Below are 19,918 nucleotides of genomic sequence, written 5' to 3'. Positions count from 1 at the left end.
CTCCGAAAGGGTCGCCGCGGCGCTCTGTCGAGATTGGCGCTGGCTGGGATCGCTGCGTTGTCGGCAAGACGGCCGCATGCCGCGCCTCACACGTCCACCCGACATGGCACCAGCAGCGCCTGGCCAGGTTCAAGCAGCGACAGCCCCGCGGCGTGCTGCACCGGTACCGACCGCTGATTGTCGCCATGGGAAGTCACCCGCAGCTGCCCACCGCGCAATTGCAGTTCGATCCAGGCCTGGCGGTAGACCAACTGCCAGGTCAGATCGCCCAATGCTGGCGGCGCTGCCGGAAAGATGTGCAGCCCATCAAGTTCCAGGCGAACCCCGAGATAGTGGCGCTGCAACACGTCCAACGCGCCACACATCGCCCCCAGATGCACGCCCTCTTGGGTCCCCGAGTTGCCCGGCGCATGCAGATCGGTGTTCAGCGCCTGCTGGAAATAGGTCCACGACGCCGGCCCGTCGACCGCCGCCAGGGCACCGGCACAGACCACATTGGACAGACTCGACTCATGGGTGATACGGGCCAGGTGATAGGCAAGCGTGCGCCGCTGGCTCTTTTCGTCATGGTGATAGCCGAGCCGTTCGCACAACGCCTCCAGTGCCGGCGGCGACAGTAGGTGATAAGCCATCAGCGCATCCGCCTGCTTGGTCAGTTGGTAGCGGTCGCTGCTGTCGTGGCGTGCTTCGAGCATCCAATCCAGACGCGGCCGATCCCCGTGCAGCCACTGCTGCGGCGGCGCTTGCAGCTGCTCGAAGCCGTCGAACTGATTGAGCACATCCTCGTCGATGAACGGCAGGTACATGCGACGGCTGATCTGCGTCCAACGACTGAGCTCATCCGCAGTCAATTGCAGCCGATCGGCCAATTCGGCAGCCCGGGACTCAGGCAACAGCTCCAGTACCTGCAGCGCACGGCACAGGGTCCAGACCGCCATCAGGTTGGTGTAGGCGTTGTTATCCAGGCCGGGCTCGGCGGCGTCGGGGTAGCCGTTGTGGTACTCATCCGGGCCGATCACGCCGCCGATCAGGTAGCGCTGCCGCGCCGGGTCAAAGCGCGCCAGACTGGCCCAGAAACGCGCAACTTCGATGATGATTTCCCCGGCAGGCCCGGCCAGCAGCGCCTCGTCGCCGGTCGCCAGGTACAGTTGCCAGGCGTCGTAGGCCACCGCGGAGCCGATGTGTCGCTGCAGGTAGGTGTGATCGGCCATCCAGCGTCCGGACATCGGATTGAACTGCCGGGGCGGCGTTTCCTCTTCGCCACTGCGGGCGCTGCGCCAGGGAAACAGGGCGCCCCGCAGTCCGGCCCGACGCGCCCGCTCACGGGCCTTATCCAGGCGTCTATGGCGGTAATCCAGCAGGCTGCGCGCCAGTTCTGGGAAGTGTGTGGCGAGAAACGGAAAAGCGAACAGCTCATCCCAGAACACCTGACCGTAGTAGCCCTCCGTCCATCCGCGCGGTGGGAAGCCGATGTCATGCCCGACGCTGTGTGGAGACACCGTTTGTAGCAGATGGAAGGCATGAAAGCGCAGCGTCAGCTCGAGCCGCGCGTCATCGGCATCGATGCGCATCCGTTGCCAGAGCCGTGCCCAGGCAGTGCTGTGCGCCCGATGCAAATGGATGAAGCTGTCGCCCGGCAGTTGCTCGAGTAGCTGCGCGAGCGCCACGCGATCCTCCGCCGGCCGCTCCTGATCGACCCGAACCAGTACCCGCTTCTCGATGATCAACCGGCCGTCAGCGGGACGGCGGCATTCGGCCTCCTGCTGCAGCCTCTGCTCGGCCTGCCGGCCCTGCCAACGCAGATCCATCCCCGGCGTGAGTACCTGGGTGGCCATCACCAGCCGGCGCTGATCATCGGCCAATCCGGCGCCAAGCGCGGCGCGCCCGTCCTCTTCGTGCTGCAGCACGACGTCACGCAGCCGCGGCCCTTCATAAGCCTGATTGCGCCGGATAGCGGCATTCGTGACGCCACCGTTCAGGACAGTGCGCAAGCGCAGCCGGTCGACTTGCGGCGGGATATTCAACTCCCAACGCAACACCACGAGCTGCGAGGCGGCCATACTGACGAAGCGGGTTTCATGCAGACGCAACCTGTGACCACCCAGCTCGAATTCCAGCTCGCGTTCGAGCAGCCCGCTGTCCAGCGCCAGCGACTGGCGATACTCATGCAATTCGACGCCATCGAGACGGAACCAATCGCCGCCATCTAGCGCAAAGCTCAGTCCGAAGGGATCGGGCAGATTGACCAGCGCCGCCATCTGCACCTCTCTGCCGTTGACCTCCCGCGGTGCCTGGTCATACCAGCCGGCGCGATAGAAGCCGGCGTAGTGATCGCCGTCGCGGGCAGCAGGCCACGCAGACGCTTCCGGTGCGCTGGCGCGGCAGGACAACAGGCCGTTGCCCTGGGCCAACAGCGCCTCGCGGCGGCGCTCATCGGCCGGATCGTAATGATCGAAGAGCAGCTTGCATGGCACTTGCCGATTACCCATCGACTGCCCTCGCTCGCTCCAGCAGACCGTTCGCCATCTGCTCCACCTGTTTACGTGCCGGGTAACTCGCTTGCGAGCCATAGCCGGTGACCGCCAAGTTGGCCGCCGCCACGCCCCAGGCAGCGGCCTCTCGAGGCAACCGGCCTTCCAGCAGCGCGATGGCGAAGACGCCGGTGAAGGCATCCCCAGCACCGGTTGTGTCCACCGGCTCCACCTCGCCCGGCGGGATATGCAGCAGTTCTTGCTCGTGGGCTAGCACGCAGCCGCCATCGGCCAACTTGATGCAGACGATGGGCGTGCCTGACCGTTGCAGTTCGCGCGCAGCGCTGGCAGCCTCCGTTACCGAGCCGATGGCACGTCCAACCAACCCCTCGGCTTCGGCCAGGTTCGGCGTGATGGCGTGCAGCTTGCCCAACAGGTCGCGCTCGAGACGAACGGGGAAGGACGGATCGAGCACCGTCTGCACACCCTTGCGTGCCGCAGCCTCGATGGCGCGTCGTACGACCCAACCCGGAATTTCATAATCGAGCACCAGGCTGGCCGGCGTTTCGCATCCGTCAATGCAGGCGGCCATGGCGTCGGCAGCCGCGTCATCCCAGCAGTCGTTGGCCTCCGTGGCCAGGACGATCTGCTTCTTCGCGTCCGGCGGCACCATGATCATCGACACGCCGGTGGATCGCCCTTCGGCATGCCCGACCCAGTTCACCTCAACGCCAGCCTCGCGCAGCGGCCCAAGCGCCTGCTCGGCCAATGCGTCGTCACCCACTCGGCCTAGCAGGATGCTGCGGTGGCCGAAGCCCGCCGCGAGGTAGGCGGTATTGCTGGCCTTGCCGCCGGACAGGCGGCACAGATCATGGGCCAGCAGGGTTTCGCGATGGCCAAGCGGCTCATCGACTCGCACCTGGAAATCGGCGTTAATGCTGCCCAGCGACAGCAGCGTGAGGCGGTCCATGACAGGCTCCGGTGAATCAGGCTCGTCCTTCAACGGACCTGAACCGTCGCCCAGGGTTCGCGTTTCGCTGAGCGCGGCAGTCCAGTCAGGTCGCGTCCGTCAGCCGTGACGTGTGGCCCGGTGGGACGGCGCTCGATCGTTCGGCAGGCTGTTGGAATAGAACGATACCGCCCGACAGCGCATCACGACGCAGTGATCAATCCAGGCAATCCAAACCGAAAAAGGCCGTCACTGCAGATGCGGATGGACATCAAACCGAGAAGAAATAACGGGTGAGATGAAAGAATACCGGCGCGGCAAAGCACACCGAGTCCATCCGATCCAGCATGCCCCCGTGGCCTTTGATCATGGTGCCCCAATCCTTGGCTTGCAGGCTGCGCTTGATCGCCGAGAGCGTCAGACCACCCAAAAAGCCCATCACCACGATCACGAAGGACATGGCCACCGATTCATAGAAGCTGAACGGCGTGAGCCAGTACATGCCGCCGCCCGCCAGCGTTGCCGCCAAGCCGCCGCCGACCAGCCCTTCCACTGTCTTGGATGGGCTGACCACAGGCGCAACCTTGGTTTTCCCGAACAGTTTTCCGAACACGTACTGCAGTACGTCGCTGATCTGAACGACGAACATGAGATAAAACAGCAGCAGGGCGTTCTGCCCCTTGAACCCCTCGAGATCGAGAATGAGCAGCGCCGGCGCATGGCTGATGCAATACACCGTGATCATGACGCCCCATTGGATCTTGGCCGCGCGCTCGAGAAAGCCATCGGTTTCTTGTGACAGCACGGCAATCGACGGCAAGAACAGGAACGCATAAACCGGAATCAGCAACGTGACCATCGAATACCAGTGGATACCGATGAAGACGTACTGCAAGGGGATGAGAATAAAGAAGGCTGCGAACAGTGCGTTGTGATCGCCTAGCCGGGTAGGAGTCAGGGAGATGAACTCTCGCAGGGCAAACAACGACACGAATGCGAACAGCACCACCGTCGCCGTGTTCCCCATCAGATACGAGGCGACAAAAATCGCGATCATCGACCACCAGGCGTTGACTCTCAGATTCAGGTTGTCGACCGTCGCAATCGAGCCTTCCGTCTTGACCAAGCGCTTCAGAATCATCCCCGCGACGGTGGCGACCGCCAAAAGGGAAACGACCCCGGCCATCAACAGGTAGAACTTGTTCTCGATCATCATTGGGCAAGCCTCACCACCGCTTCGCGGGCTCTGCTCAAGAAGTCGCCGATCTCTTCGTTCTCTAGAACCGCAAGCGGATCGCCGATCCGAATGGTGCAGATGATCGGCAGGGGCACGTGCTTGCCTTTCGGCATCGAGCGATAAAGGTTGTCCAGATAGATCGGGACCAGCTGCGCCTGCGGAAACGCCCTATGGAGTCGGTAAAGACCTGATTTGAACTCGCCAGGAAGCGCCTGAAATCTGCGCGTCCCTTCGGGGAAGATGATCACCGAGCAACCCTGCTCCATCACCTGGCGCACCGGCTCCAGCGGATCTTCACCGTCTTTCGATTGGCGATTGATCAGTACCGAGTTGAGCCCACGCGTTGCGATGTATCTCAGAAACCTGTTTTTGCCCCAGTAATCGGCTGCCGCAACGGGCTTCGTGTTGAGCCTCGCCTCCTTCGGTAGGGCCGCCATGATCGCCAGCGTGTCGATATGGCTTGTGTGATTGGCGAAATAGATGCGCTGACCGGACAGGTCTGGCGTGCTTTCGAAGCGAGCGCTGGCCCCCAGCAGTAGCCGCAAAATCGAAATCAACAGGGCGGAGATCCACATCACTGGGCCTCCTTCAACTGACCAGCGATTATTCGGGTGCGGGAGACACAAGTCACGACGGAGCCCGCCGCGATAGTGATCAGCGCGACAAACAGGCTATGGTGTGTGGAGAACAAAAGAGACTCTGGAATATTAAGCGCCAGGCCAGCCGTCATGACCGCCATGCGATGCTGCTTGGCCATGGGACCGACGAAGGTTTGCTTAAGCCCTAGCGCTCCGCCAAACACCCGCACATAGGCAGTCAAAGCAGCGGCGAGCGCGGCAAACCAGCCAAGCGAAGGATTGGCCGCTGCATACCCAACGTAACGAAACGATCAGCAGGCTGTCTGCGATGCGATCCGGAAATTCGTTATACAGGCTGCCCAGCGCCGATTGCTTCCCGCCTTCGATGGCCACCATCCCATCGAGCAGGTTACATACCAGCCTGAGTTGGATGAATGTGATCGCCACAAGCGAAGCGAGTACACCGATAGACGCCGCCATACTGGCAGCCGCCGCTGCCGCGAATCCGATACTCGCAACCGAGATCTGATTAGGGGAGATGCCATGGTTGATTAGAAGCGTGGCAAGTTTCATTGCCCAACCTTGCGATCGGGACGTAACGGGTCTTCGGTTGTCTTGCATTTGGCGCTCCCTTCCCTGGTATTTATCCGCATTTGATTTAAAGCGAAAGCTGCTATCTCGTATTTATCGAGAAAACTGCACTCGAAATAATTCTGCTCGTTATGCCGCACCGTGCGCATAGTTACCTGAGCATTCTCCATCTCTACCAGCTGCCGTAAGGAATGCCGTACTTGTCGATGTATCGCTTGGTTTTTTCATTGATCTTGTAAGCGTATCGCCCATCAGTCTTCCCTTGCGAAGGACCGAGCGGCTCGATTTCAGCTTGCGCACGGGCGATTTTGACCGGCCTGTTGCATTCATCCCGAGTCCATACCTGCACAATACCGCCCGGCGCCAAACCCAGATGAAGGGCCGCTAAGTATAGGGCCGGGCGGCCCGGTGTTTCCGGGCAACGCCGATGAGTCGACATGTGCATAAGCTGCCGAGCTCTCTCAGGGATATCGATCCATACTCGATAAGTTTGCGGCTCCACGATGGATTGCCAACGTACATAGACACGCTTGGGCAGATCTGCGCCGACTACCCCCTGAATACCTCCTGACTTACCCCTGGGCCAACCTCTAGCCAGCTCACTGTCATATCCATGATTACCAGTCCCGATAATTCCACCACTGCCATGATTGAACAGTTCGCCGTGAATATCCTCGACCCAGCTCGCCTCAACCCAACCAGTCATGTAAAGCGGCGCAAAAAACTCCAGGCTCCACCACGGATCCTTTGGATCGTGCTCGCCTGATAACGGATCAGACTGGCAACCCGATAAAAACAGGATCCCGACAAGGGCAAAAAAAAGTTTAATCACAGTAAAGTCCATTCAGCTACGTGAGGATGAAATTGACGCACCCCACTGGAATTAGGCGCATTGAAGTAGATCAAGTTAAGCCCGCTAGAATCTTTCTTTCCGAACGGATTATTCCAATGTGCCGAAACATGTATATAACGATATTTAAGAATGCGTTCTTCCTCATCAGCCAGAGCGTAGTCGCCCCGAATAAACCGGTCGGACATCGCTGACAACTCATCGGGAATGAGATATTGCGGCTCATCGGGAATATCATCAAACCTAACGCCATTCTTTCTTGCCAACTCGTGCATGACTCGGAGATAGACGCGCGATAGCGCATTACTCACCCTGCGCTTGAGTTGCAGACCGACATATACCCGCTTTTGCCGAGGCGCCAACCGATCTTGCGGATCGACCGGCAGTAGTAGTGCCTCCGGGGTGATGATCTCCAGCATGGCAGACGGCCAACCCTCGGCAAGCATCCGCTGCCTGGCCTCGACCGCGTCCTGGTAGATGGACGTTGTCGTTACATCGACGCGCTGACCCACCACCAGCGCCTGCATCGGGCTGACCAGCACTCGCTCTTCGGCATCGTCCAGATAGCCTCCGCCGATGTCTGAGTGCACGCCCGGCAGAACGATCTCAGGGTGGTCCGGGCTGACCTCGCTCAGTGGAAAGTTGGCGCGTATCTCGTCACGCGCCACCAGCTGGACCACATTCGCGAAGTATTTGCGCGGTAGATGCAGGTTCAGCCATGGCGTGGTGGCGCTTCTGACGTTACCCAGATTCGCTAAGCCGCCAACCGAAGCTACCGTATCGAACAGGCCGATAAAACCGACGTTGATGTCACGTCCGTAGCGGTCGACGAAACTTTTACTGAAGGCGCGCGCGTTGCCTTGCAATACCGAACCGAGAGGGCCTTGTTTGCCTTTGACGACTTCATTGGCGAAATGCCTCGCCGCTGCAGCACCGCGACTGAAACCAAAGGTATCAAAGGTCAGAGAAGTAATTTCGCCGTCGGGATTCCCCTCCTTGGCGCGACCGATAGCGGCACCGATCATGGTGAATGCCCGCTGGACGCAGCTGCGAACGCCGGTAGCGCCTCGCCCCATGGCATAGCCCAATGCGCTGTCTTCCTCGCCGCTGTCCGTACCGATTCCTTCGATATAGATCCTTAGGGCTATGTGCCGCTGCGGGCCGCCATCTTCCGCATCGGTCCGGTCGATATGGAGGCTCATCAGCTTCCGCACATTAGTCACATCATTTCCGTAACTGCTGTCCGGCTCGGCCATATATGGCTTGCAGGTGGAATTCAGATCTTCGGCCGCTATCGGGTGATGGGCGCCACATGCCAGACCGAGCGCGGCGTTGGTGGCGTTGTTGAGGGTGCCGTCGAAGAACACGCCGATACGCAAGGCCAGCTTGATCTTCTCGGGTGATTTGGCCGGTTGGCTGCTGTGGAGCTCGTACTCGGCCCAGCGCTCGGCATGAATTTCGGTGGGCTGGACCTCCTTCAGCTCGGCGTCGCGCTTGGCCCTCGGGATATTGGGTACGTAACCACTCATTGTTTCCACCATCCTTGGTTGGAAGTTTCCGCCCATTGCAGGGCGTCGGTTGGCGTCACCGGACAGGCACGCGCCATGGCTTCTAGTAGGACTGAGCGCAGGCGTCGTTTCAAGCGCGTCGTTCACAAAGTGTGCATCCGACGTTGCGGTTCCGCGATGTATCCAGCAGCACACGGAGGCGGGGCGGTCCTGGTTTACCGGCGAACATCTCGCCGAAACGCGTAGCGGAATCGGTACTGGCCCGGGACGCCGGGTGCCGCCGCCCCATTCCCGGCGTGAACGCCCCTTCCAAGTGCAAAAATTCTCCGTATAGTGCGCCGTCGCCTTCGGATGCGCCGACCTCACAAGGTCTGGCGCGTGCTGAAGACCAGGGCATGATCCTTGCCTGAGCCATAACGCAGCCCATCACCCCGGCGCTGCGTTTGCCGAAAACCCTATCCGGGTAGCCGGTCCGATGCTGGAGATACACGATGTCTACCGAACCCGTCACCCTGATGGTGGCCCGCCGTGTGCGTGATGGCCGCTACCAAGATCTACTCGCCTGGCTGCACGAAGGCGAACAGCTGGCTGCGGATTTTCCCGGCTACCTCGGCTCCGGCGTGCTGGCCCCGCCGCCCGGAGACGACGAATTCCAGATCGTCTTCCGCTTCGCCGACGAACAAACCCTCGACACCTGGGAGCACTCCGCTTCACGCCGGGCCTGGTTGCAGCGTGGTGGCGAATTGTTCGGCCAGCCCCACGAGCAACGCGCTCGCGGCATCGACGCCTGGTTCGGCGGCGTCGACAGCCCAACACCGCCTCGTTGGAAGCAGAGCGTGGCGATCTGGTTGGCGTTCTTTCCCGTGTCGCTGCTGTTCAACCTGTTGTTTGGCGGCGCACTCAGCGAGCTCAGCCTGGTAATGCGCATCCTGGTTTCCACGCTGGCGCTGACGCCGCTGATGACTTATCTATTCATCCCACTCTCCACCCGCCTGCTGACCGCCTGGCTACAGACACCGCCTCGCCCGCGCGTTCGCCACGGCAAACAAGCGGCTCCTGTCCGCTGATCGGAACAGCCCACAAAGATATTGTCGCCATTCGTCTGACGCCATTAAAGTGCCATCTAGGTGAGCCGATAGCCGATTGATGCCCGCGTGCTCAGCCCTCGGTACTTCTCGAGCCGATACGCAGGTGTTTGAAAGCAGGCGAGCACCGCCACGCCCCGCCGGGAAACCAAGGGCGAGGTCGGGCAGTGCCATAGCGAATGGAGCAATGGATGAACAACAAGAACCTGGGCTCTTCTTACAGCCGACGCCTCGGCGTCGCGGCGCTGGTCGCCCTCGGCCTGATGTTTCCATCGACCGGCGTTCGCGCGGCGCAGACCCTGACGCTGCTCAACTGGGAGGAATACCTGAGCGAAGCAGTAATACAGCGCTGGCAGGATGAAACCGGCGTGGGCATCCAGCAGATCTATTTCGACAGCGGGGACAAGCGCGACGAGATCCTTGCCAAACCGGACCATCAGATCGACATTGCCTTGACCGAGCTGATCAGCTCCGATCGATTCGGCCAACGCGGGCTGCTCGAGCCCATCAGCGACACGCCACTACCCAATCTGAGCAACGTCTCGCAGCGCTGGCGTAACAGCTGCGGGCGTTACAGCATGCCCTACCTGTGGGGCACCCTGGGCATCGCCTATCGCGCGGATCGCCTCGCCGAGGCGCCGCAATCCTGGGCTGAACTGTTGCAGCCGACCGAACGCGAGAAGCCGCACATCATCATGATGGAAGATCACGAGGATATTCTCGCCGCACCGTTACTCTTCCAACGGCGCTCAATCAACACCTCGAATAATGACGAACTCAAGGCGGCGTTCGAGCTGCTCCGGGCGCAGGCCAGCGCTGTGTTGACCTACGAATACGCAATCACCTCGCTGGGGCGGCGGCGCTACCTCGACCAGGCCGACATGGCGCTGGCCTACAGCGGCGATCAGCAGGTACTCAACCAGACCGAGGGCATCGAAGGGGAGCCCTGGCGCTATGTAGTGCCCCAAGAAGGCACGTTGCTGTGGGTCGATTGCCTGTCGATTCCGGCAAGCACGCCGAACAAGGACCTGGCCTACCGCTTCCTGAACTTCATCAGCGATCCCGAGATCGCCGCATTGAACGCCACCGAACTGGGCGTCGCGACTCCCAACGCCGCGGCCCGAGCCCTGTTGCCGGACGCGATCCGCCAGGATGTGACCATCTATCCGCCAGAGGACGTACTGGAGCGCAGCCAGACGTTCGAGACGCGCCCACCGCAAGCCACGCAGACGCGGCGGCGCATCATCAGCGCACTGATAAACGCCCATGACGCTCGGTAAGCGCGCGCTGCTGGTGATCTTTCCGGTCATCCTGATCATTCAGCTGCTGGCCGCGACCACTGCCTACCTGACCCAGCGGGCTTCCCTGTTCGGCCTCGAAGAGGCGCGTCTGGCACAACAGTTGTCCATGCTGAAGTCCGCGTACCTGGACTACGAGGCGTTCAACCGCAGCGTGCTCAACTCGATCATGGAGAGCGAGGCGCTATTGTTGTTTCTGCGCGAGACCAATACCGGCTACCGCAACGAGACGCTGGGCTTGCGTATTCAACAAAGCATCCGCTCATTGTCCACAAGCCGGCTGTCCTTCGTCTCGTTCGCCATCGTCCAGCCCGACGGTGAGGCGGCGTATTACTTCGAAAGCAGCCTGTCGCCATTCGCCACCATGAGCGCCAGGCAGCAACAGCTCGTTCGCGAGGCCAGGCAGGCTGCCGACACGGGCACTATGAGCTACCTGGACGGCGCCGATGGCGGACCGCTACTGCTGGACACCGACTTTCTGCTGTCGGCGTCCAACAGCCGGCCATTACCAAGCCAGCGCACGGAGGCCTTTGCCGTGCAACTGGCCGTGCGACCGGACCGCTTCGTCGCGCTGAAGCAGCGCCTGGAAAAGGAATACGGCGCGCAAATCGAGATCGCCTCCAAATTGCCGTCGGCCCCGCCGGGTCTGTCAGCCGATATCGAGCTGTCACGTTCGCTGCATGCACGGCTGACGCCGCCGGCCGATTACATTGCCGCACGTCTGCAAACGCTGAGCCTGGCCTTTCTGGTCGGCGGCTCGCTCATCTGCCTGATATCCATCGGGCTCTTGTTGTTGCTGATCCGCCGCTACATCACCGACCCCATCAGCCACCTCGACAGCCAGCTCACCGACCTGCTGCTGTGCAAGCGCGACGCCCTGGACGAGCCCAGCGACGGCGGTGAGATCGGTCGCCTGACACTGAACATGAAGACCCTCCACGAGCGCAACACCGCCGCGCTGCAGCGTATCCAGGAGATTTCCTGGACCGACAGCCTGACCCACATCAGCAACCGTGCCCACTTCGGCGTACTGGCCACCGCCATGTACGATCAGTGCGCACAAAGCGGTCGACAGCTGGCACTGCTGTTTCTCGATCTGGACGATTTCAAGCAGGTCAACGACCAGCACGGCCACGATGCAGGCGATGCGCTGCTGCAAATCTTCGCCAAACGCGTGCAGGGCGTGCTCGAACATCACCACCAGACCCACCCGGACACCGAGGCCGCGTTCGCCCGCCTTTCCGGCGACGAATTCGCCGTACTGCTGATGGCCGATGCCGGCAACGATACCTTGCCGGCACTCACCGACGCGTTGCTGGGCCTGTGCCGAGGCGGCTTTCACTTGGACGATCGCATCTATCCGGTGAGCGTCAGTATCGGCACTGCCCGCTATCCCACCGATGCCAACACGATCACCCAATTGCTGACCCGTGCCGACACCGCGATGTATCAGGCCAAGGCCGAGAGCAAGAACGTCGCGGTGGCCTTTTCGGCGGAGCTCGAGCAACGCAACCAGCGCATCCGCCTGGTGGAGGAACAGTTGCGCCTGCTCGATGGCGACGAGCAGTTCCGCCTGGTTTACATGCCTGCGGTGGATCGCCAAGGGGCCGTGGCCAGCTGCGAAGTGCTGCTGCGCTGGCATTCGCCGTTGCTGGGCACGGTATCGCCGGGAGAGTTCATTCCTATCGCCGAGCGCGCCGGGCTGTTTCCGAAGATCGACAGCTGGGTGATCGACAATGCGTTGGCGGGCTACCCAGAACTGGTTCGTCTGTTTGGCGAGGGGGTGATTCTGGCGATCAACGTGTCCTCGGCGCAGCTGACCGATGACCGTTTGTGCAACTACCTGATCGAGCGCGCCGCGCATTACCGCATCTGCCCGAACCGCATCGAGATCGAACTCACCGAGACCTACGCCGCCGAGCTGAGCCGTAACACCATGGAAGTGGTGCACGCGATCCGCATGGCCGGCTTCCGAGTGGCCATCGACGATTTCGGTGTCGGTTACACGTCGATCCAGCAATTGCTCGAATACCCGGCCGATACCATCAAGCTGGACATGGCGATCGTCGAACGTCTGACCCGTACTGAAATGCAGGAGAGCCTGAAGGCGATCATCGCGTTCTGTCAGGCCCAGGGCAAACGGGTCAATGCCGAAGGCGTGGATACGCTGGAAAAGCAGTCCGCATTGTTGCAGGCCGGCTGCGATCTGTTTCAGGGTTACCTGATTTCACCGCCGCGCTCGGTAACCGCATTGCTTGAATGGGTGGCGATCCGCAATCGCTCGGCCGAACTGCAGCTGGAACCGCAGATGGTCGCCCTGCGCTGACAGGCGCAGGGGGGCTAATCGGGTGCGGCATCAGGATGCCGAGCCCCGCTCGAAGCCGCGAACCATGGGCGAAGTTAACGGCTGACTTACGCCTCGTCCTGCTCCTTCTCGCCCAGCCGGCGATACAGGGTGCGCCGACCGATCCCAAGCAATGCAGCGGCACGTCGTTTGTTGCCCTCGACCCGCTCCAGCACGTGACGGATGTAGCGCATTTCCAGCTCGTCCAGCGTAGGCAGCAAGGGCCCGTCGATCATCAGCCCGAGCAGTTCATCCGAGCGGGCTTCGGGCGCGGTCTCCTGGTAGCTGGCGATGCGCGTTGGTAGGTGCTCCAGCTCGATGCTGCGGCCATGACAGAAGGTGACCGCCCGCTCCATGGCGTTCTGCAGCTCACGCACATTGCCGGGAAAGGGGTAGCGCCTCAGCTGTTCCAGGGCTGTGCGCGACAGACCGCGCACCGGCCGACCGTCGCGCGCAGCGAAGCGGGCGACGAAGCCGGCGGCGAGCAACTCGCGGTCCTCCTCGCGATCGCGCAGCGGCGGCACCTGGAGGATGAAGGTTTCCAGGCGAAAAAAAAGGTCTTCGCGAAACGACTCGCGGCCGGCAGCGGTTTCCAGCGGCCGGTTGCTGGCCGCGATGATGCGCACATCGACGCTCAGTTCGCGCTCGCCGCCCACTGGCCGAATGGTGCCCTCCTGCAATACGCGCAGCAGTTTGGCCTGCAGCGGCAACGGCATTTCGCCAATTTCGTCGAGGAATAGCGTGCCACCGTCGGCCTGCTGGAACAGCCCTTTGTGCGCGCGGCTGGCACCGGTGAAGGCACCGGCCGCGTGACCGAAGAATTCGCTTTCCAGCAGCTCGGCCGGCAAGCCTGCACAGTTGATCGCCAGGAAGGGTCGTTGCGCCCGTTCGCTCTCAGCATGCACAGCGCGAGCGACCAATTCCTTACCGGTGCCGCTTTCCCCAATCACCAGCACAGGCCCGGCGGCACGCGCCAACTGCCTGATCTGGTCGAACAGTTCCCGCATCACCCGACTGCGGCCAAGCATGCCGTGGAAGCGGTCATCGCTGAGCAGTTGCTGAAAGCGCCGCACCTCGTCGCGTAGCCGCCGCGTCTCCAGCGCGCGCGACACGGCAAGCCCGAGGTGTTCGAGATCCAGCGGCTTGGTGAGGAATTCATCGGCGCCCTCTTTCAACGCCGCCACCGCCTGCTGGATGCTGCCGAACGCGGTGATCACCACAAACGCCGGCGCGGCCTGCATCGCCTTGACCCGCCGCAATAGCGCCATACCATCAGCGCCCGGCAACCGCAGGTCACTTATCAGCAGTTCCGGCTCCCAACTGTCGAGCAGCGGCACGGCGTCCTCTGCGCTCGCCACGGCACGCACCTGCAGTGAGCGATCCTCCAGTTCTTCGACCAGCAACTGACGCAGGCTGTCGTCGTCCTCCACGACCAACACCCGCTGCGGGGCGATTTCATCCATTTGCATGAGTGTCATCCTCATTGGCGAGCGCCAGGGAAATACGAAACGCCGCGCCACCCAGCGGGCTCTCGACCAGCTCGAGACGGCCACCGCACTCGGCCACTACGCCATGCGCAACGGCCAGTCCGAGCCCACTGCCCTTACCCACCGGTTTGGTGGTGAAGAACGGCTCGAACAGCGCGGCGCGGTGTTGCTCGGCCACACCCGGCCCGTCGTCCTCGACTTGAAAGATCAGGCAATCGGCTTCCTGCCACCAGCGCAGCGCCACCCGTCCGCCCGGACTGGCCTGGGCCGCGTTGCGCAGCAGGTTGGTCAACGCCTGCTCGAAACGTGGCGGGTCCACCTCGCAATACAGGGCAGCCGCTGGTGCCTGGAGCTGCAGCTCGACCTTCAACGTGGCCAGCTCGTCGGCCACCGCGGCGGCCGCCGAATGCGCCAGCACATCGGCGGGCATGCGCCGTGGCGGGCGGCCGGCAGCGCGGCCAAAGTCCAACAACTGACGGACGATCTCGCTCAACCGCTGCACCTGACTGCGGATTTGCAGCAGCCCCTTGCGCTGGCCGTCCTCCAGCGTCTCACTGCGCAAGACGCGCTGGGCCTTGCCATCGATGACGCTGAGCGGGCTGCCCAGTTCATGCGCCACGCCTGCAGCCAAGCGGCCTACCGCCGCCAGTTGCTGAGTGCGCCGCAACCGACTCTCGAGTTCCGCCTCGCGCGCCTTCTGCTCGGCCATGCGCTGCTCCGCGTCGGCAATACTGTCGAGCATGCGGTTCAGTGCGCGGCCGAGCACGGCGATTTCCTGCGGGCCACTGCGCGGCGCGCGATGCTGACGATCACCGGAGGCGACCCTCGCCATGCTCTGCGTCAGTTGCTGCAAGTGGCGCCCGATCGCCGACCAATGGCCGAGCAGAACGATGCAGACCGCGGCCAGCGCCAGCACCGCGGCGGAAATACCCGCGATCATGCGCAAGCGCCGGGTATCGCTCTCGAAATCGTTCCAGCGCCGGGTGACCTGCAACAGGCCGTTGATGCGCCCGCCACTTTGTTCAAGTGGGAGAAAATAGGAATAGACCTCGCGCCCGCGGATGCGCTGATAACCACCGCGACGCTTACCGTCGGCCGTGAGTTCCTGAATGGAGGACTGATCCTGATCCGGTTCGATGGCCCCGGCAAAAGCCACCAGCTCGCCCTGATCGTCATAGAGATAGGCGCCGTAGACGCGGCCGACGCCGAGCACCGACTCCAATACCTGCTGTGAGGTGCGGTCGTGCTGCTTTTCCAGGCTGTCGCTGAGTGGCAGCCGAACCGCCCGCGCCACCAGTTCGACCTCTTCCTGCAAACGCCGCTCGCTGTTGCGCTCGACCGTCCACAGCAGCAGATAGCTGAAGCCGAGCATGATCGCCACCAGGGGCACCACTACCTTCAACAACAGCGCGCCGCGTAACGTCGAAGTTCTTTGCCAAACTGCTACATGTGCCATTCTGGCACGATACAGGTCGTGTCCTGCAGCGTCGAGGGCGTCAGGACGGATGGAGAAATGTTTTTGGTATCAATAGCTTGGAACTAACGACCCGGTCTGGCATGGCTGATGCACTGCGCCTTGTGTCTTTTAAATCGCAGGATGAACCGCACATGACCAAGCTAAACGCCCGCCTCGTTTCCAGCCTCGCCGCCCTTCTTATCGCCGCCGGTGCCTCTCAGGTAGTGGCGCAGGAAGCGAATCAGGCGCCGGCCACACAACCCGCACCCGGGGTGCAGGCAGCAGACATCAGCGACAAGAAGCTGGAGAAGTTCGCCGACTCGCTGGGCGAGATCATGGAGATCCGCGAGGATTTCACCGCCAAGCTGGAAAAGACCGGTGACCCAGCCGAGGCCCAGCAGTTGCAGCAAGAAGCCAACGAGAAAATGATGAACACCGTGGTGGAAAACGACCTCAGCATCGAGGAATACAACGCCATCAACCAGGCGGTACAAAACGACCCGCAACTGCGTGACCGGGTCATTGCGATGGTTCAGAACTAAGCGATCGCAGGTTCAACGAGCCCCGCCCGCATCGGCGGGGCTTTTTCGGTCCGGGAAATGGCCCGGCGAACAAACCGTCCGATCAGTTACCGCGCAGCGCCAGCCCCTTGAGGAAGTTGCGCAGCAGCTGGTCGCCGCAGACCCGGTAGTTGCTGTGCCCGACCTTGCGAAACAGCGCGCTGAGCTCCGGCTTGGATACCGGAAAGTCGGCCGCCTTGAGGACAGCGTGCATGTCGTCTTCCTTCAACTCGAAGGCTACGCGCAGCTTCTTCAGCACCATGTTGTTGGTCACCGGCAACTCGATCGGCGGGGTCGGACGGCTTTCGTCCTTGCCGCGCTTGTAGATCACCAGGCCATCGAGAAAGTGCGCCATGACTTCGTCGCTGCAGAGCTTGTAGCCCTCCTCGTCATCTTTCTTCAGGAAGGCGACCATATCGGCTTCGCCAACTTCGTAGCCGGCCAGACGGGTGATCTCGACGAGCTTCGCGTCGCTTACGTTCAGGATGTAACGCAGGCTGCGCAACACATCGTTATTGACCATGGGCAATCCTTCTTCGTGGATGAGAGCGCGCGACGCCGCGGCTCGATCTGTTGATTCGTTGCGAGCGGCCGTCAAACGGTCACCGGCGGGTCGGTCTGATGCCAGCAATGAAAGCAGGCCGGCCTGAATGGGCCGCGAGTATAGAGGATAGGCAGGGCATTTCAGGAAAATGCTGCGATCAATGCCCACGGCTGGGCAATGCGCGCGCGTGCTATTGCGGCAGCTCGACACTGACCTTGATCGCCGCGTACCAGGCGGCCAGATTGGCGATGTCGTCATCGCTCAGGCCGGCGGCGACGAGCGACATCTGTGGATGCTTGCGCTCACCGCTGCGAAAGGCCTTGAGCTGCCGTACCAGATAGAGCTCGCCGTTGCCCGCCAGATTCGGTGCATCGGCGACCTTGCTCAATCCGTCGAGGCCATGGCAGGCCGTGCACATCCCGGCCTTGGCTTGCCCAGCATTGATATCCGCCGCCCTCGCCTCGGTCGTGAACAGCAGCGTCAGCAGCATCAGCCAGGGTACGAGCATCCCGCCGCGACGATTTCTAACCATACGAGTGTCTCCCGTGAACGACGCCGCCGAGCTCGGATGAGCGAACCAGACGGCCAGGCAGAAAAGGTTGACGTCAGTCCGAACCGCCCTCGTAGGAAATCCGATAGATCGCCCCAGCAGTGTCGTCACTGACCAGCAGCGAGCCATCCTTCAGCTGCGCCACATCGACGATGCGGCCGTAGTATTCGCCGGTTTCCTCGTCCAGCCAGCCTTCAGCGAAGGGCTGCGTCTCGCCGGCCGGTGCCGAGCCGTCGGCGGGAAATGGGGTGAACATCACCCGCGCACCAGCCGGCACGGTGCGATTCCAGCTGCCCCGCTGCGCGCTGAACAGGCCACCGCGGTATTTCTCTGGAAACATCTTGCCGGTATAGAAGAGCAACCCCATGTCGGCCGCATGGGCCACGGTTTCCACCACCGGGAAGGTCAGGCCCTCCGGCGGAGTCTCGTCGGCGTACTCAGTGGTGCGTACCTGACCGCCGCCGTACCAGGGCATACCGAACTTCATCCCAGCCTTCGGCGCGTGATTGATTTCACCGGGCGGACTGTCGTCGCCCATGCCATCCACCTGGTTGTCGGTGAACCACAGCTCTTTACTGGTCGGGTGGTAAGTGATCCCCACCGAGTTGCGTATACCGGTGGCATAAACCTCACGTTTGCTACCGTCGCGCTCCATGCGCACGATGCCGCCAATGCCGTGCTGGTTGTACAGCTCGAGCTTGTCTTTCGGCGGCACGTTATGCGGTTGGCCCAGAGAGACGGTGAGTCTGTTGTCCGGCCCCACAGCGCACACCCGCGCGCCATGGTTGTAGCTCTCCTCGTCGGTCGGGATCAGCTCGCCGGTCGGCACCACGATGTCGGCCGCGACATCCGGACCTTCGTAGAAAAATTCCGCCGCCGGAAACACCAGTACGCGGTTGTGCTCGGCGACGAAAAGGAAACCGTCCGGACTGAAACAGGGCCCTGGCTGCGTGAAGGAAATCGCCGGGGCGAAGCGCTTCACTTCATCGGCGGTGCGGTTCTTGGTGCGATCGGTGACCGCCCAGAGATCGGTCTTGCGCGTGCCGACGAACACCACGCCGCTGGACGGTCCCACCGCCATGTGCCGCGCGCCGGGTACCACCGCGTACAGCTCGATCTTGAAGCCTTCCGGTAATTTGATGCGCTTAAGGTTCTGGCGAATGGCATCGGCGATCTCGCCGTCCTGCGGCACGGTCTTCATGTCGAGCGACTGGCCGGTCGTCTTCATCGACCGCATGCGCTCCAACGCTTCGTCGCTGGTGGGCGCAGCCAAGGCAGCTCCAGCCACACACATGGCAAAGGCGATCAAGCTAACGGGAGCATATTTCATGGGCACCAACCTCATTGAGGAATCGTCTCGCTGGACGAGGTTTATTGTTGTGCTCGGCGCCTGCGCAGCTGCGCGCATGAACTACATTGAAACGTGAGCTATATCACAGCGTAGCGTCATCCCAGGCCATTACCAGGCGACTGCATCAGCGCTCCTGCTGCTCCTCGACCCTAAAGCAATTGCGTCGAAGACGACTGCTGCTCAGTAAATGGTCCGTCAAGCTTGCAATGTCCTATTTCAAATTATTTCAGAGCTGCCGCTTCGAGCTTGTTGAATCAATAACCAGAAAAGGAAAATGAGCATGAGAAAAGCCGCACTTGCGATCGGCGTAATGATTGCCTGCGCCAATGCCTGGGCCGTCACGCCAGGTACGCATTGGGGTTATTCGGGCGAAGCAGGTCCGCAGAACTGGGCGAAACTAACTCCTGAATTCCATTCCTGTGCGGGGCAGAACCAATCGCCCGTCAACCTGGACGGATTCATCGAGGCAGAACTTACGCCATTGAAGCTGGACTACACCGCTGGTGCGAGCGAGGTCGTCAATAATGGTCACACCGTACAAGTGGCTTACGAGCCGGGGAGCACCCTCACCCTGGACGGCAAGCAGTATCAGCTCATCCAGTTCCACTTCCACATGCCCAGCGAAAACCAGATCAAGGGACATTCTTATCCGTTAGAAGGGCATCTGGTTCATTCCGATGAGATGGGACACCTTGTCGTGCTCGCAGTGATGTTCAAGGAGGGCAAGCAGAACACCGTGCTGGCCAGCCTCTGGAACACCCCGCCGGCCGAAGGCGCGAAGCAGCTCTTGCCGCAGCGAGTGAATATCGGAGACATGCTGCCAGCCGATCTGGATTACTACCGCTTCAACGGCTCACTCACCACGCCGCCCTGTTCGGAAGGGGTCCGCTGGCTGGTTCTCAAGCAACCTATCGCGGCATCCCATGCACAGATCGAAGCCCTCACGAAGGCCGTCGGACATGCCAACAACCGTCCGCTACAACCCGTTAACGCGCGAACGATCCTGCAATAGATCAACTCGCTCAGCCGGGCGTCGCATCAGCGATGGCCGGCTCGTTC

17 protein-coding genes are annotated in these 19,918 nt (G+C 61.7%); 5 read left to right on the top strand and 12 right to left on the bottom strand.

Annotated elements, in window-relative coordinates; translation table 11 throughout:
• Positions 1-86: 86 nt before the first annotated feature.
• The 7 genes from UF78_RS01600 to UF78_RS01570 form a co-directional block, all read right to left on the bottom strand.
• Entirely contained in the window at positions 87-2,489 is a 2,403-nt protein-coding gene (locus UF78_RS01600; RefSeq protein ID WP_045160283.1) for a glycoside hydrolase family 65 protein, read from the bottom strand.
• Positions 2,482-3,441, bottom strand: coding sequence for a PfkB family carbohydrate kinase (locus tag UF78_RS01595; RefSeq protein ID WP_045160282.1), 960 nt, complete (start codon positions 3,439-3,441; stop codon positions 2,482-2,484). The genes UF78_RS01600 and UF78_RS01595 overlap by 8 nt, the downstream gene beginning before the upstream one ends.
• Positions 3,442-3,691: 250 nt before the next feature.
• Positions 3,692-4,636: a phosphatidate cytidylyltransferase gene (locus tag UF78_RS01590; protein ID WP_045160281.1), complete on the bottom strand. Its 945-nt coding sequence runs from the start codon at positions 4,634-4,636 to the stop codon at positions 3,692-3,694.
• Complete coding sequence (locus tag UF78_RS01585) at positions 4,633-5,232, bottom strand: lysophospholipid acyltransferase family protein (RefSeq protein WP_045160279.1); 600 nt, start codon at positions 5,230-5,232, stop codon at positions 4,633-4,635. The genes UF78_RS01590 and UF78_RS01585 overlap by 4 nt, the downstream gene beginning before the upstream one ends.
• Positions 5,233-5,433: 201 nt before the next feature.
• The gene (locus UF78_RS23075) at positions 5,434-5,808 is read right to left on the bottom strand and encodes a CDP-alcohol phosphatidyltransferase family protein (protein WP_230623564.1); all 375 of its coding nucleotides are present in this window, start codon (positions 5,806-5,808) and stop codon (positions 5,434-5,436) included.
• Between the two features lie 190 nt (positions 5,809-5,998).
• Positions 5,999-6,655 carry a DUF2931 family protein gene (locus UF78_RS01575; protein ID WP_045160348.1) on the bottom strand — a complete coding sequence of 219 codons (657 nt, stop codon included), beginning with the start codon at positions 6,653-6,655 and terminating at the stop codon, positions 5,999-6,001.
• Positions 6,655-8,205 (bottom strand): T6SS phospholipase effector Tle1-like catalytic domain-containing protein, encoded by a 1,551-nt coding sequence (locus tag UF78_RS01570; protein WP_045160278.1) that lies wholly within the window; start codon positions 8,203-8,205, stop codon positions 6,655-6,657. The genes UF78_RS01575 and UF78_RS01570 overlap by 1 nt, the downstream gene beginning before the upstream one ends.
• Before the next feature lie 470 nt (positions 8,206-8,675).
• On the opposite strand from UF78_RS01570, the gene UF78_RS01565 reads away from it, so the two are divergent.
• From UF78_RS01565 to UF78_RS01555, 3 genes are all read left to right on the top strand, one after another.
• Complete coding sequence (locus UF78_RS01565) at positions 8,676-9,251, top strand: antibiotic biosynthesis monooxygenase (RefSeq protein ID WP_045160277.1); 576 nt, start codon at positions 8,676-8,678, stop codon at positions 9,249-9,251.
• A 209-nt stretch (positions 9,252-9,460) separates the two neighbouring features.
• Complete coding sequence (locus UF78_RS01560) at positions 9,461-10,549, top strand: polyamine ABC transporter substrate-binding protein (RefSeq protein ID WP_045160276.1); 1,089 nt, start codon at positions 9,461-9,463, stop codon at positions 10,547-10,549.
• A complete protein-coding gene (locus UF78_RS01555; protein ID WP_045160274.1) occupies positions 10,536-12,893 on the top strand; it encodes a putative bifunctional diguanylate cyclase/phosphodiesterase in 2,358 nt (785 codons plus the stop codon). The genes UF78_RS01560 and UF78_RS01555 overlap by 14 nt, the downstream gene beginning before the upstream one ends.
• Positions 12,894-12,979: 86 nt before the next feature.
• Here the strand turns inward: UF78_RS01555 and UF78_RS01550 are convergent, their stop codons facing one another.
• Together UF78_RS01550 and UF78_RS01545 are read right to left on the bottom strand one after the other, a co-directional pair.
• Positions 12,980-14,374 (bottom strand): sigma-54-dependent transcriptional regulator, encoded by a 1,395-nt coding sequence (locus UF78_RS01550; protein ID WP_045160346.1) that lies wholly within the window; start codon positions 14,372-14,374, stop codon positions 12,980-12,982.
• Positions 14,367-15,854, bottom strand: a complete 1,488-nt coding sequence (locus tag UF78_RS01545; protein ID WP_045160273.1) for an ATP-binding protein — start codon at positions 15,852-15,854, stop codon at positions 14,367-14,369. The genes UF78_RS01550 and UF78_RS01545 overlap by 8 nt, the downstream gene beginning before the upstream one ends.
• A gap of 152 nt (positions 15,855-16,006) precedes the next feature.
• On the opposite strand from UF78_RS01545, the gene UF78_RS01540 reads away from it, so the two are divergent.
• Positions 16,007-16,396, top strand: a complete 390-nt coding sequence (locus UF78_RS01540) for a DUF4168 domain-containing protein (RefSeq protein ID WP_045160272.1) — start codon at positions 16,007-16,009, stop codon at positions 16,394-16,396.
• An 82-nt stretch (positions 16,397-16,478) separates the two neighbouring features.
• Here UF78_RS01540 and UF78_RS01535 read toward each other — a convergent pair whose 3' ends face one another.
• The 3 genes from UF78_RS01535 to UF78_RS01525 all read right to left on the bottom strand — a co-directional run bounded on the left by UF78_RS01535 (position 16,479) and on the right by UF78_RS01525 (position 18,838).
• Entirely contained in the window at positions 16,479-16,937 is a 459-nt protein-coding gene (locus tag UF78_RS01535) for a DUF1456 family protein (RefSeq protein ID WP_045160271.1), read from the bottom strand.
• A 211-nt stretch (positions 16,938-17,148) separates the two neighbouring features.
• A complete protein-coding gene (locus UF78_RS01530; RefSeq protein WP_045160270.1) occupies positions 17,149-17,466 on the bottom strand; it encodes a c-type cytochrome in 318 nt (105 codons plus the stop codon).
• 97 nt (positions 17,467-17,563) lie between these two features.
• Entirely contained in the window at positions 17,564-18,838 is a 1,275-nt protein-coding gene (locus tag UF78_RS01525) for a PQQ-dependent sugar dehydrogenase (RefSeq protein WP_045160269.1), read from the bottom strand.
• Between the two features lie 301 nt (positions 18,839-19,139).
• Here UF78_RS01525 and UF78_RS01520 point away from each other — a divergent pair, with 301 nt between their 5' ends.
• Positions 19,140-19,871 carry a carbonic anhydrase gene (locus tag UF78_RS01520; protein WP_045160268.1) on the top strand — a complete coding sequence of 244 codons (732 nt, stop codon included), beginning with the start codon at positions 19,140-19,142 and terminating at the stop codon, positions 19,869-19,871.
• Positions 19,872-19,918 lie beyond the last annotated feature (47 nt).

Origin of the sequence: Stutzerimonas stutzeri, assembly GCF_000952685.1 — a bacterium.
GTDB lineage: Bacteria > Pseudomonadota > Gammaproteobacteria > Pseudomonadales > Pseudomonadaceae > Stutzerimonas > Stutzerimonas stutzeri_E.
This window is presented reverse-complemented; position numbering and strand designations above follow the sequence as displayed.